Here is a 12,759-nt window from a genome sequence, read left to right as displayed (position 1 = left end):
GCCCAGGTCGGGGCGGGGATGGAAGTCCGGGCGGGGACGGACGTCCGGGTCGGGGCGGAAGCGGAGGCGGGGACGGAAGTCCGGGTGGGAACAAGAGCCGGGGCCGGGGGTCGGTGCTGGCGGCGGTCGGCTGGGTGGCGACGTTGTTCGGCCTGGTTACTTTCTCCGGGCTGATGGCCTTCGACGTCGGACTGCTGGCTCTGGAGCAACAGCCGGGCCTGACCGACGCTCAGTTGGCCGCCTACGACGACCGGATCGGTTCCTACGCCTGGGCCCAGTGGGGTTGGCAGGTGCCGGGCATCCTGGGCTGGGCCGCAGCGCTGATCGTGGTGCCGCTGGCGGCAGCCCGGGCTCGAGTCATCAGCTGGTGGTCGGCCGGCCTGGCCCTGGCCGGGACGGCCCTCTACTTGCTCTTCGCGATCTCCCCGGTCCCCTTGTGCCTGACCGGCCCAGCGGTCCTGGTCGTCGCGTACTCCCTGGCTGCCCGCCAGCTGCTCGCACCATCTGAAACAGCGTCCAGGGGCGGATCGACGGTTGCGCCATCTGAAACGGGGTCATCCGGCTGGGAGGTGCCTGCACCATCTGAAATGGCGCTCCCTCGGCGGGTCGGTCTGGTGTGTCTGGTTGCCGCGCCGCTGTCGTTCGTGGTCGGTATGGCAACCGTGCCGCCGGGGTCCGGTGATTCGTCGGGCTATGACGATCATCCCGGTCTCGCCCAGGCCAGTGCGTTCTTTCTGCATCTGGCGTGGGTGCTGTTCGTGCCGGCGGTCATCGCGGTGGCTGAGCGAGGCGGGCGGTTCACCAGAGCGGTCGGCTTCGTGACCGTGCTTGCGCTGATCAACTTCAGTGCGCTGATGCTCGGCGACTACATCGATCTGGCCGCGCGGCAGGCCCTTGGTGACGCGGTCGCCGATCGGGCCATGGCGCTGACCGACGGATATGGGCTTTTCACCCTGGGATGGGCTCTTCCGGGAATGGTGCTGTCGCTGCTCGGGCTGATCGCGGTGGCGATCGGCGCGGCCCGCGACGGTCTGGTCCGATGGTGGGTTCCGGTGCTGGTCGTAGTTGGGTTTGTCGGTTTCTTCGCGCTTCCGTTCGGCCCGTTGGCGGTGCTCGGGCCGATGGTCCTGGTGGTGGGTTTCGGTCTGCTGGGTGCGGCGTTGCGGCGTACGCCGATGGCCGAACCGGTCTTGACCTGATCCGCCGCACTTGATCAGTGCACCTGATCTGCCGCGACTCCAGCGGAGGGTGGCGGCCCTGACCGGAGTGGCTGCCCTCGGCGATGGACCCGCCGCGGACCTGGCCGGGGTGGCGGCCCCGGCCAGTCGTCTCCGCTGCGGCGCTCGCCCAGGTGGCCGGCCTGGTTGTCGGCGTGCGTCGTGGGCCTGTCGGGGTGGCGGGTCTGGCTGGCGGTATGCGTCGTGGGCCTGTCGGGGTGGCGGGTCTGGCGCTGCAGACCTGGCTGACGTGGCGGCCCCCGGGCGGCCGGCTATATCCGCTGGGAGCCCTGCCCAGGTGGCGACTCCAGTGTGAAGTATGCGCTGTGGACCAGGCCGGATGGCGGCGCGGCTGGCTGTCCTTACTGGACAGGGCGGGATACTTTCGGCCGGTGGATGCGGGTCAGCTGTGGCTCTATCGCGAAAAGATCGATCCGGCCGGCGTGACCGACGTGTCGATCGGGCCCGACACGCCGCCCGCGGCGTTGCGCTATCTGGCGGGGGCGGGGCCTCTTCGACTGACCCGGCTGAGCGTTGGTGATGATCGTGGGCGCCGGGACAGCGAATGGCGCTATCTGCCCAATCTTGTTCGGCATCTGGACGACATCATCGGCGGCTCGCCGGAGCTTCGTGAGCTGACCATCGCGAAATGCCCGATCGCGCACATCCCGAATTCGGTGGCCGGCCTTCGGCAGCTCCGTACGCTCGCCGTCACCTGGACCGGCATCGGCCGCGTGCCCGAGTGGGTTTTCGAGCTGCCGGCGCTGACCGGGCTCAGCCTCGCCCACAACCAACTCACCGAGCTGCCGCCGGGCGTCGCCTCGGCGGCGGGGCTGATCGACCTTGACCTGGGATTCAACCGGTTCACCGAAGTTCCCTCGGGCATCTGGGCGCTCTCCGGCCTGGAGCGGCTCACCATGCAGGGCTGCCCGCTGGAGAAGATCCCGCCCGACATCCTGCGCCTTCCCGCGCTGACCGAGCTCGTGCTCGGCCGCCGGGGGCGGGCCGGCATCACCGTGCCGCCGCCCGAAGTTGTCGCCCGTGGACTCACCTCTATCAAGAGCTACTGGGCGCAGGAGCAGGCCTCCGGCCTCGACTTCCTGGCCGAGGCGAAGCTGCTGATCGTGGGTGAACCCGGAGCCGGCAAGACGACGCTGGCCAAGAAGATCCTCGACGCTCGCTACGCGCTCGACCCGAACGAAGGCTCGACGCAGGGCATCGGTGTCTTCTCCTGGCGGTTTCCCTCCGGCGTGCGGGTCGGTGACGGCCTCGTCGAGCGGGACTTCCGGGTCAACGTCTGGGACTTCGGTGGCCAGGAGATCTACCACGCCACCCATCAGTTCTTCCTGACCAAGCGCTCGGTGTACGTGCTGCTCTGCGACGAGCGCAAGGAGGACACCGACTTCCACTACTGGCTCGACGTGATCAATCTGCTCAGTGCGGGCAGCCCGCTGATCATCGTGCAGAACCGCAAGCAGGGGCGGGGCCGGCCGCTCGACCTCGGCACGCTGCGCCAGGAATACCCGAACCTGGTCGGCACCCTGGCCGTCGATCTCGCGAGCAACGAGGGTCTGGCGGAGCTGCTCACCCGCGTACGACGGGAACTGGAATTGCTGCCGCACGTCGGCAGCGCCTTGCCCAAGACCTGGCAGAACGTGCGCCTGGCGCTGGAGGCGGACGAGCGCAGCCACATCTCGGCCGAGAAGTTCTTCCAGATCTGCGCGGCCAACGGATTCACCCGCGAGGAGGACATGCGGCAGCTCGGCGGCTATCTGCACGATCTCGGCGTCTGCCTGTTCTTCCAGGACGATCCGCTGCTCGGCAAGACCGTCATCCTCAAGCCGGAGTGGGGCACCACGGCGGTCTACCGGGTGCTGGACGATCCGCTGATCATCGAGAGCCGTGGTGTCTTCGACCCGGACGACCTGCGCCGCATATGGCACGAACCGGCATATCAGTCGATGCGAGGCGAGCTGTTGCGCCTGATGGGACGCTTCTCGCTGTGCTTCACCGTGCCCGGCACCACCACCTATGTGGCGCCGCAACTGCTCTCCGGCCTGCGCCCCTCCTATCGCTGGGACGAGCCGGGCGACCTCACGCTGCGCTACGACTACGACGTCATGCCCAAGGGCATCGTCCGGCGCCTCATCGTCGAGCTGCACGATCTCATCGAGGGAAACGCGGTGTGGCGTACGGGCATGGTGTTGCGCTACGACACCGGCCGGGCCGAGGTAATCGAGGACTACCACCGGCGCCGGCTGCGGATCCGGCTGGCCGGGCGTGACCCGCGGGTGATGTTGTCGGTCATCGACCGGGCGCTGGCCACGATCCACCGGTCCTTTCCGGACATACGGTTCGAGCGGTTCCGGCAATGCGACTGTTCGGTGTGCGCGGGTGCGGACGAACCGACCATGTTCCCCGTGCGTGAATTGGAAGATTTCGCCACCACCGGCGATCTGATCCAGTGCCGGGCCAGCCGCCGCATGATGGACCCGGCCATGCTGTTGAGCGAGCTGTGGAAACGCGCGGACGCGGAGGCGGCCCAACCGGCCGGACCGGCCGAGGTGTACGTGTCGTACGAGCGCTCCGTACCGGCCGACGAGCTGGTCGAGGCCATCGGCGAGCTGGGTCTTGTCGTCCGCCACGACCGCGACGAGCTGCGCTATCGCGAAGCCGTCCAGCGGTTCCTGCGTTGGCTCGGCCCGGGCCGGGTCGTCGTGGTGGTGCTCGACGAGGCGTACCTCAAGAGCCGCACCTGCATGTTCGAACTGACCGAGATCGCCGAAAGGCCGGACTTCGCGAAGTACGTCTTCGTGCTCGCCGACGCCGCGCTCGATGAGCCGCTCGCCCGCGTGCGCTACGCGCGCCATTGGGAGGAGAGGCGGGCCGAGCTGCTGCGGGAGGCGGAAGCGGCGGGCCTGGTCGAGGCGGTCCGCGAGGACGTTCTCCTCTACGAGAGGTTCCGCGACACGATCGCGCGGATCACCGACCTCCTCGCGGGGATGAACACGCCGACCCGCGACGAGCTTCTCGAGACGCTCAGCGGTCTCTAGCGAAGGCCGTCTCTAGCGAAGCCGGTGCCGCCGCACGCGTCGCACATGGTGGACGGCGTGTGCTCGTCCCGGAAACCCTGGCCGTCGAAGTCGAGCGTCCGCTGGGTGCCGCCGCCGACCCAGCCGGTGCCGTGACATCGCACGCAGCGCCGTCGGGTGACCGGCGCCGTTCCGGCGTGTCTGAGCAGCATCCGCGCGACGACGGCGGCAACGATCAGGAGCAGGAGGAGAAGTAGTAGCCACTTCATGGGTACATCCTCTTCTCTGGTTGACTGATTCGAGCGACCACACGTCTGCGGATGGTGAGATGACGAACAGCGATCCGCTGCCCCGGCTGGCCACCGAGGGTGAGCGTCTCGGGTGGATCTTCAGCGACCGTAACCTCTACCGGCGCCGGTTCACCGAGCCACCGCCGCAGCCTCAGCCTGTCCCGCCCGAGCTGCGCGAGCGGCTGGAGCGCGCGGAGCGGACCACGACCAAGCGGATCCTGGTCTCGATCGGTGTGGGTGTGCTGCTCGCGGTGCTGATCGGCTGCTGCGGTGGCGTGGCCGCCCGCGGCGACGACGGCAGTGGCCGGGCCGTGGTCTTCCTGTTCGCCGGTCTGGCCTTCGTGGCCGGCATCGCCGGAGCCGTGATCGCCGCCCTGATGCCGGGCTGGGCCCGCAAGGCCGTCGAGAACGCCCAGCAAAAGGCCGAGGACGAGTACGCCCGTGACCACGCCGCCTGGGACAGCCGCCGGCAGTGGCACGACCAGCAGCAACAGCAGGCGGTCGACGCCCGTCCGGAGTGGTCGGCGGTCAGCCCGTCGCCGGGCACCCGCCGCGTCGACATCATCGGCGGCACGATGTACGGCTGGGAGGCGGTGCTCACCGTCTTCGGTGGATCGCTGCTGGCCACCCGCGGCCGCATGGTGCTGGCCGATTTCACCGGCGAGGCGCTCAGCGGTGAGCTGATCCGGCTCGCCGAGACCACGAACCGCTCGGTCCGCGAGCTGGTGCTGCCCGAGCAGCTGGCCGAGTTCGACCTGGTGGCCGGGCTGTCACCGGCGGAGCTGGTCGACGGCCTGGTCGAGGCCATGTACGGCGACGCGCCCGAGGGCAACCGGGCCGAGCGCTCGCAGGACGCGCTGCTGCTGACCGAGGTCAGCACCATCCTCGAACCCCGGCTGACCATGGCCCGGCTGCTCGCCGCGCTGCATGTGCTGGCCGAGCGGCCGGCCTCGTCGCAGCTGACGCCGTCGGAGCGGGAGCAGCTGCTCACCCTGCGGACCGAGGCGGCCCGGGTACGGCGGATCGAGGCCTTCCTGCACCCCATGGAGGCGATGGGCTCGGCCGTGTCGTCCACCGAGATGGCCGACCTCACCTGCCTGGTGGCCGGCGGCGAGGGCGGTCAGGCCCAGAACGAGCTGCTCAAAGACCTGACCGTGCAGTGGCTGGGCCGCCAGGTGCGCCGGGCCGAGCCGCCGATCGGCTCGCTGGTGCTGCTCGGCGCCGACGAGATCCACCATCGGGCGCTGGAACGGCTCAGCACCCTCTGCGAGCGGCGCGGCATCCGGCTCGTCCTGTTCTTCGCCCACCTGCGGGCCGACTCGCTGCGCACGATCGGCGGTGGCGAGGTCGCGCTGATGCGGCTCGGCAACCACCAGGAGGCGCAGCAGGCGGCCGAGTTCGTCGGGCGCGGCCACAAGTTCGTGCTGAGTCGGCTCACCCGGTCGCTGGGCGGGGAGGAGACCCACACGCTGGCCGACACGTACGGCGAGAGCGAGAGCAAGGGCGGCGAGCGGGGCTCCCGATTCGCCGGCCGTCACCTGCGCCGGTTCAGCAGCACGAACTGGAGCAAGAGCCGCAACTGGAGCCAGACCGAGTCGACCGCCCGGGGCACGAACTGGAGCGACGCCTCGTCGGCCGAGCGCGTCTACGAGTACACGGTCGAGCCGCGGGTGCTGCAGGACCTGCCCGAGTACGCGATGGTGCTGGTCAAGAACGAGGGTGCGAGCTCAGTCGTACAGGCGGTCGAGGTTGACCCGGCGATCGTGACCTTGCCCCGTGTGTCGATGACCCCGGTTGCCCTGGAACCGCCGCCCGACGCTGTCATTCCGGCTCCGCGGCCGTTGGAGGCGCCGGCACCGGCGCCGTCCTGGGGTGCGATCAGCGATCCGCCCAAGCAGCAGGAGCCGGGCCGGTCGAGTCACGAATGACGAGCTCGGTGGCCAGCTCGACGTGCAGCGCGTCGAGCCGGTGCCGGTCGAGAAGGCGTACGAGAAGACCGACCGCGATCCGGCCCATCTCGGCCAGCGGCTGGCGAACGGTGGTGAGCATCGGCCGGGTCGCCTGAGCCAGGTCGATGTCGTCGAAGCCGGCGATCGACAGGTCCTCGGGCACCCGTAGCCCACGCCCGGCCGCCGCGGCCAGCGCGCCCGAGGCGGCCTTGTCGTTGAAGCCGAGCAGCGCGGTCGGCCGTTCGGGCAGGTCGAGCAGGTGCCGCGCGGCCTCGTAGCCGAACTGGACGGTCGGCTCGCCGGGCAGCACGAGGGCCGGATCGGGCAGTACGCCGGCGTCGGCCAGCGCCGACACGTGCCCGGCCCGCCGCGCGCTGCTGGCCAGCCAGTTGGCCGGGCCGGCGAGCAGGCCGATCCGCCGGTGGCCGAGCCGGGTCAGATGTTCGGTGAGGCTGCGGGCGCCGGTGAAGTGGGCCGCGGACACGGCGGCGATGTCGCGCGGCACGGTCTCGCGCGGGTCGACCACGACGAACGGGAAGCCGGCGGCCTGGAGGGCGATCAGCTCCTCGCCGGGCTCGGGCGGCAGCACCACGATGGCGCCGCCGACCCCGGGCCGGCCGGCCAGCGACGGCAGGACCTCGCTCCGCTGGGCGGCCTCGCCGGCGTTGAGCACGAGCTGGCGGCCGTGCAGATCGAGGGTTTCGGCGATCGACGAGACGATCAGTCCGAAGTAGTCGGTGAGCAGGTAGGGGCAGCGCACGAAGACCGCCCCGGCGCGGGCCGGCCGCCGTCGCGGGCCGCGGCCGCCGAGCTGCTCGACGGCGCGATGGACCAGGTCGCGGGTCTCCGGTGCGACATGCTCCTGGTCGTTGAGCACCCGGGAGACGGTCGCGATGGAGACACCGGCGTGGGCCGCGATGTCCCGCACGGTCGGGCCCGCTCTCATACCGGAAGCATAAACATTGACATCCGTCACCGTTACCGGCTTGACTGCTTGTAACAGAAACGTTCCGTATTTGTTTCAGTTTGTTACATGGGAGAGACCCGTGGCTTACTTCGGAACCACCTTGGCTTTGGCGGCGTCCATCCTCTTCGCCCCGCATCCGGCCGCCGGCGGCAGCGCCCAGATCTGGGTGACCACGCCCGAGGGTGCCAACTACAGCGACTCGGTGTCCTTCGGCGCCTCGACGGCCGGGGTGCCGACGGTGGTGGTCGACCCGAATCGCCGCTTCCAGGTCATGGAGGGCTTCGGCGCTTCGATCACCGACTCGTCGGCGGCCCTGCTCCACCGCCTCCCGCCCGCGGTGATGGAGTCGGTGTTCCGCGAGAACAAGCTCAGCTATCTGCGCCAGCCGATCGGCGCCTCCGACTTCACCGACGAGCCGGCCTACACCTACGACGACATGCCGGCCGGGCAGACCGACTACGGCCTGCGGCATTTCAGCATCGCGCACGATCGGGCGCAGATCCTGCCGCTGCTGCGCCAGGCCCGCCGTCTGAACCCGTCGCTGAAGGTCATGGCCACGCCGTGGAGCCCGCCGGCGTGGATGAAGACAAATGGCTCACTGATCGGCGGCCGGCTCATCGACTCGCCGGCGATCTATCGGGCGTACGCCGCCTATCTGGTCAAGTTCGTCCAGGCGTACCGGGCCGAAGGCGTACGGGTCGACGCCCTGACCATTCAGAACGAGCCGCAGAACCGCAATCCGTCCGGCTATCCGGGCATGGATCTGCCGTCGTGGCAGGCGGCCGAGGTGATCACGAGACTCGGTCCGATGCTCCGGGCGGCCGGACTGTCCACAAAGATCCTCGGATACGACCACAACTGGTCCGAGCATCCGAACGACATCGCGTCGACGCCGCCGGACGCGGTGGCCGACATCGACCGCTACCCGCAGGAGCTGCTGTCCACGGCGGCGGCGAAGTGGATCTCGGGAACGGCCTACCACTGCTACTACGGCGACCCGAGCGCGATGAAGGCGGTCCGAACGGACGTCTACTTCACGGAATGCTCCGGAAGTCAGTCGAGCGATCCGGCGAACACCTTCGCGGACACGCTGAAATGGCACGCCCGCAACCTGATCATCGGGAGCACCCGTAACGGCGCCAAGACGGTGATCAACTGGAACCTGGCCCTGGACGAGAACAACGGCCCGCACACCGGTGGCTGCGGCACGTGCACGGGCGTGCTGACGGTGGCCGCGGACGGCACGGTGACGCGCAACGCCGAGTACTACACGCTCGGGCACCTGGCCCGTTTTGTCCGTCCGGGCGCGGTGCGCGTGGCGAGCACGTCGTTCGGCACGACGGGCTGGAACGGGCAGATCCAGGACGTGGCGTTCGCCAATCCGGACGGAAGCACCGTGCTCGTCGCCCATAACCAAAGCGACAATTCACAGGCTTTCGGTGTACGGGTGGGCAAGCGCTCTTTCGTCTACACGCTCCCGGGCGGCGCGCTGGCCACGTTCGTCTGGCGTGGACAGTCGGCGGACCGCCCGATCTCGCCGTCGGGTTGGACCGCTTCGTCTTCGGGGGTGGTCTCGTCTCCGGGGCTGGCTTCGTCTCCGGGGGCCGTGGATGACGACGCGACCACGCGCTTCACGACCGGAAGCCCGCAGCGGCCGGGGCAGGAGCTGCGGGTGGACTTCGGCCGGGTGCAGCCGGTCGGCCGTGTCGTCTTCGACACCGGCGCGTTTCTGGGTGACGCGCCGCGGGGCTGGACCATCGCCGGGTCCTCGGACGGCCGGCGCTGGGTAGCGGCGGCGACCGGCGCGGGCGGGCAGTTCGCCACGGCGGTCTTTTCGGGGCGGAAGATCAGATATGTCCGGATGACGCTGACGGCGGCCGACCCGGCGGCCTGGTGGTCGGTCGCCGACGTCCGGGCGTACCGCTGAACGCTGGCTACGCTAGAACCTGCCGTTGACGTCAGAGGCAAGAACGGAGTCACTGTGCGTATCGGTGAACTTGCACAAAGGGCGAGCGTGAGTGTGCGCGCGCTGCGCTACTACGAAGAGCAGGGTCTGCTGCTGTCCGACCGAAGCCCGAGTGGCCAGCGGCATTATGGCGAGCCCGCCGTCGATCGTGTGCAGCTGATTCAGCACCTTTACTCGGCCGGCCTGACCAGCAAGACCATCGCCGACCTGCTCCCATGCGTGGACGCCAAGGTCAGCACCCCGGAGTCGCGGGCCCGCTTGACGGCCGAGCGGGATCGCATAGACGCCCAGATCGCTGAATTGACCGTAGCCCGCAACAAGCTGGACGCGATGATCGCCTTCGCCGGCACGCCCGCCAGCGGCTGCGCCTACGTCTGATCGCTAGGCGATGTACAGCTTGCGCAGCGGGGACGTCACTTCCCAGACCGTTGCCGTGCCCGCGGTGAGTCGTACAAGGTCGCCGGGCTTGATGGCGATCGGGGAACTGCCCTCGACCGCGATCGTGGCCGCGCCCTCGAGCACCACGAAGACCTCGTCCACCTCGATGTCGCGGACCGAGCCCGTGCTCATCTCCCAGACGCCGATCTCCACGTCCGTGCTCCCGAGCGTCGTGATCGGCGTGGTGCCCAACGTCGGCGCACCCGCGACCACCTCGGCGGCGTCGGCCGCCGCATGCTCCACCGAGACCTGGGCCAGCGGAAACACCTCGATGTCAGCCATGATCGACACCCTAGTAGCAGCTCAGGCGCCGAGCCGGGGCCGGTTCGGAGAAAGCTCCGCTTAACGAGCTGTTTCGGCCTTAAAAGCGGCTTTTGCCCGTTTACGAGCCTTAGCCTCATCTCCGATGACGGAGACGAGAACCGGCGCGAGCCACCCGGCGGCCCCCGCGGCCGCCGGGCCAACGCCCGGCTCCCGCCCCAACTGCTCCCAGCTCGACGGGTCCCAGCCCGACGGCTCCCGACCTGACGGCTCCCGACCTGACGGCTCCCGTTCCGACGGCTCCCGGCCCCACGGCTTTCGGCCCGATATCGAAGGTCTTCGTGCCGTCGCCGTCATTCTCGTTGTCCTTTTTCATGCCAGGGTGCCCGGTGTCGGTGGCGGCTATATCGGCGTCGACGTCTTCTTCGTCATCTCCGGCTTCCTGATCACTTCGCTCATGCTGCGAGAAGTGGACGAAACCGGCCGCATCTCGCTGATCGGCTTCTACGCCCGGCGCTGCCGGCGTCTCCTGCCCGCCGCCGGGTTGGTGCTGGTCACCGTCATTCTCGCGAGCTACCACTGGCTCGGCTTCCTGCGCGGGGACGAGATCGCCGAGGACGCCGGCTGGGCTGCCCTCTTCGCCTCGAATTTCCGTTCTGCCACTCAGGGCGTCGACTACCTCGCGTCGCAGTCCGCGCCCTCGCCGGTGCAGCACTTCTGGTCGCTTGCCGTCGAAGAGCAGTTCTACCTGGTTTGGCCGGTTGCGCTCATCCTGCTGCTGTGGCTCGGCTTCCGCTGGGCCCTGCCGTACTGGCTCATCGGCGCGATCGTGCTCTCCCTCGCCTATGCGGTCGGGCAGACCGGCACCTGGTCGTTCTTCTCGCCGGTCACCCGCCTGTGGGAGCTCGGCGCCGGCTGCCTGCTCGGTCTGGCCGCGACCCGTTTGCGCCATCTTCCGTACCGGATCGCGGGCGCGATGGCCGCGACCGGTGTCGCGCTCATCGTCGTCACCGCTTTGACCTTCGACGAGCAAACCCCTTTCCCCGGGTACGCCGCCGCGCTGCCGGTCGGTGCGACGATGCTCGTTCTCGCGGGCCGTGCGGACGCGCTGCTCGGCGGCCGCCCGATGATGTTCCTGGGGCGGCTGTCGTATTCGCTCTATCTGTGGCACTGGCCCGTGCTGATCATCGCCGAGCAGGCCGCGGGCGGACCGCTGCCCGCGCTCACACGGGCCGTGCTGGTGCTGCTCAGCGTCGCTTTGTCCGTGGTGACGTACCTCTGTGTCGAAGACCCGATCCGGCGCAACCGGCGCCTCAAGCGCTCCCACCTGCTGACCTTGGCCCTGGCCGTCCTGCTGGTCGCGGCGCCGCTCGCGGTGGCGGGCTGGAAGACGTCCACTTCGCCGGCCGCCGACACCCAGCGCGGCGGCGAGTTTGAACCTCGACTGGGAGCGCCGGCTGCCGACACCGACCGTGCAGGCGAAGTTGAACCTCCGCTAGGAGCGCCAGCCGGTGACACCGGCCGTGGAGGCGAATTTGAACCTCCGCTGGGAGCGCTGGCCGCCGACACTCAGCGCGGCGGCGAATTCGAACCTCGACTAGGAGCCTCAGCCGCCGACACCGGGCGTGGCGGCGAACATCGACCTCGACTAGGAGCGGCGGCCGTACATGTCCAGGACTGACCGCCTGCCGATCCTCGCCCTGGCCCTGGTGCTGCTCGCCGGGTGTGCGGGCGCGCCCCCACCCCGGCCCCGCGCGGCCGAGGACACGCCCGCGCCGAAAATCGCGCTGTCGAGTGTGCTCGCCGCCGTGCGTGAGGCGCCGGCCATGCGGGCGCTGCCGGCCGATCTCACGCCGGCGCTGGCCACGACCGCGGCCGACCTGGGCTTTGACAACGAGAAGTGTGAGGTCGGGCCGGAGGCGTACCAGATCGTGCCGTGCGTCTTCGGTGACCGGGCGAGCGCCACCGACGTCGTGCTCTACGGCGACTCCCACGCCGGGATGTGGCTGCCGGCCCTGTCGGAGATCGCCGAGCGGCGGCACTGGCGGTTGCAGCTCTTCGGCAAGCCGGGCTGCCCGGCGCCGGCTTTCACCATCTGGAACCAGCGGGAGGGCCGCCCCTTCACCGAATGCGATCGGTTCCGGTCATTCGTGGCTTCTCAGGTCGCTTCGGTACGCCCGGAGCTCGTGATCGTGGCGAACGCCAGCTTCTCGCAGAAGCGGGGCCGGGGCGTGCTGATCACTCCGGGAGAGTGGCAGGAGGGACTGGCCACGACCCTGCGAACGTTGCGGAAGTCGGCCACCGAGGTGGTCGTGCTCGGCGATACGCCCGTACTGAATCTGAGCGCGCCCGAGTGCCTCAGCGTTCACCCTTCGGACATTTCGCCATGTGAAACGACCCGGACCGCGGCGACGGCCCGAGTGTGGAACGCGGCCGACGCGGCTGCGGCGCGGGAGACGGGCGCCGGCTATGTGTCGGTGCTGCCCTGGCTTTGTACGAGGGTGTGCACCTCGGTGATCGGCAATGTCACCGTCTATCGCAATCGGTTCCATCTGACCGGGACGTACGCCCGGATGATGAACGGCGTCCTGGAGGAGGCCCTGCTCGCGCACTTCCCCCAGGACGCGGTTCCCTAGTCG

Annotated in this window: 10 protein-coding genes; 7 read left to right on the top strand and 3 right to left on the bottom strand. The window is 69.4% G+C overall.

Annotation, left to right across the window (positions count from 1 at the left end; translation table 11 throughout):
- Positions 1–233 precede the first annotated feature (233 nt).
- Together ACQP2X_RS48370 and ACQP2X_RS48365 are read left to right on the top strand one after the other, a co-directional pair.
- The gene (locus tag ACQP2X_RS48370; protein WP_498693049.1) at positions 234–1,199 is read left to right on the top strand and encodes a hypothetical protein; all 966 of its coding nucleotides are present in this window, start codon (positions 234–236) and stop codon (positions 1,197–1,199) included.
- Between the two features lie 410 nt (positions 1,200–1,609).
- Positions 1,610–4,270, top strand: coding sequence for a COR domain-containing protein (locus ACQP2X_RS48365; RefSeq protein WP_498693047.1), 2,661 nt, complete (start codon positions 1,610–1,612; stop codon positions 4,268–4,270).
- Here the strand turns inward: ACQP2X_RS48365 and ACQP2X_RS48360 are convergent.
- Entirely contained in the window at positions 4,267–4,518 is a 252-nt protein-coding gene (locus ACQP2X_RS48360) for a hypothetical protein (protein ID WP_498693045.1), read from the bottom strand. The genes ACQP2X_RS48365 and ACQP2X_RS48360 overlap by 4 nt on opposite strands.
- A gap of 59 nt (positions 4,519–4,577) precedes the next feature.
- On the opposite strand from ACQP2X_RS48360, the gene ACQP2X_RS48355 reads away from it, so the two are divergent.
- Positions 4,578–6,467 (top strand): hypothetical protein, encoded by a 1,890-nt coding sequence (locus ACQP2X_RS48355; RefSeq protein ID WP_498693044.1) that lies wholly within the window; start codon positions 4,578–4,580, stop codon positions 6,465–6,467.
- On the opposite strand, the gene ACQP2X_RS48350 is transcribed toward ACQP2X_RS48355, so the two are convergent.
- Entirely contained in the window at positions 6,418–7,434 is a 1,017-nt protein-coding gene (locus tag ACQP2X_RS48350; protein ID WP_498693043.1) for a LacI family DNA-binding transcriptional regulator, read from the bottom strand. The two genes, ACQP2X_RS48355 and ACQP2X_RS48350, sit on opposite strands and share 50 nt — an antisense overlap.
- A 100-nt stretch (positions 7,435–7,534) precedes the next feature.
- Here ACQP2X_RS48350 and ACQP2X_RS48345 point away from each other — a divergent pair, with 100 nt between their 5' ends.
- Both ACQP2X_RS48345 and ACQP2X_RS48340 read left to right on the top strand, forming a co-directional pair.
- Positions 7,535–9,382: a glycoside hydrolase family 30 beta sandwich domain-containing protein gene (locus ACQP2X_RS48345; protein ID WP_498693042.1), complete on the top strand. Its 1,848-nt coding sequence runs from the start codon at positions 7,535–7,537 to the stop codon at positions 9,380–9,382.
- Between the two features lie 54 nt (positions 9,383–9,436).
- Positions 9,437–9,799 (top strand): MerR family transcriptional regulator, encoded by a 363-nt coding sequence (locus tag ACQP2X_RS48340; RefSeq protein ID WP_498693041.1) that lies wholly within the window; start codon positions 9,437–9,439, stop codon positions 9,797–9,799.
- A gap of 3 nt (positions 9,800–9,802) precedes the next feature.
- Here the strand turns inward: ACQP2X_RS48340 and ACQP2X_RS48335 are convergent, their stop codons facing one another.
- Positions 9,803–10,141 carry a cupin domain-containing protein gene (locus ACQP2X_RS48335; RefSeq protein WP_498693040.1) on the bottom strand — a complete coding sequence of 113 codons (339 nt, stop codon included), beginning with the start codon at positions 10,139–10,141 and terminating at the stop codon, positions 9,803–9,805.
- A gap of 361 nt (positions 10,142–10,502) precedes the next feature.
- On the opposite strand from ACQP2X_RS48335, the gene ACQP2X_RS48330 reads away from it, so the two are divergent.
- Positions 10,503–11,801 carry an acyltransferase family protein gene (locus ACQP2X_RS48330; protein WP_498693039.1) on the top strand — a complete coding sequence of 433 codons (1,299 nt, stop codon included), beginning with the start codon at positions 10,503–10,505 and terminating at the stop codon, positions 11,799–11,801.
- A complete protein-coding gene (locus ACQP2X_RS48325) occupies positions 11,788–12,756 on the top strand; it encodes an SGNH hydrolase domain-containing protein (protein WP_498693037.1) in 969 nt (322 codons plus the stop codon). The genes ACQP2X_RS48330 and ACQP2X_RS48325 overlap by 14 nt, the downstream gene beginning before the upstream one ends.
- Positions 12,757–12,759: the final 3 nt, after the last annotated feature.

Origin of the sequence: Actinoplanes sp. CA-131856 (assembly GCF_050956135.1) — a bacterium.
In the GTDB taxonomy this organism is placed as follows: domain Bacteria; phylum Actinomycetota; class Actinomycetes; order Mycobacteriales; family Micromonosporaceae; genus Actinoplanes.
Note: the sequence above shows the minus strand (reverse complement) of the source record. Positions and strands in the feature narration are given on the sequence as shown.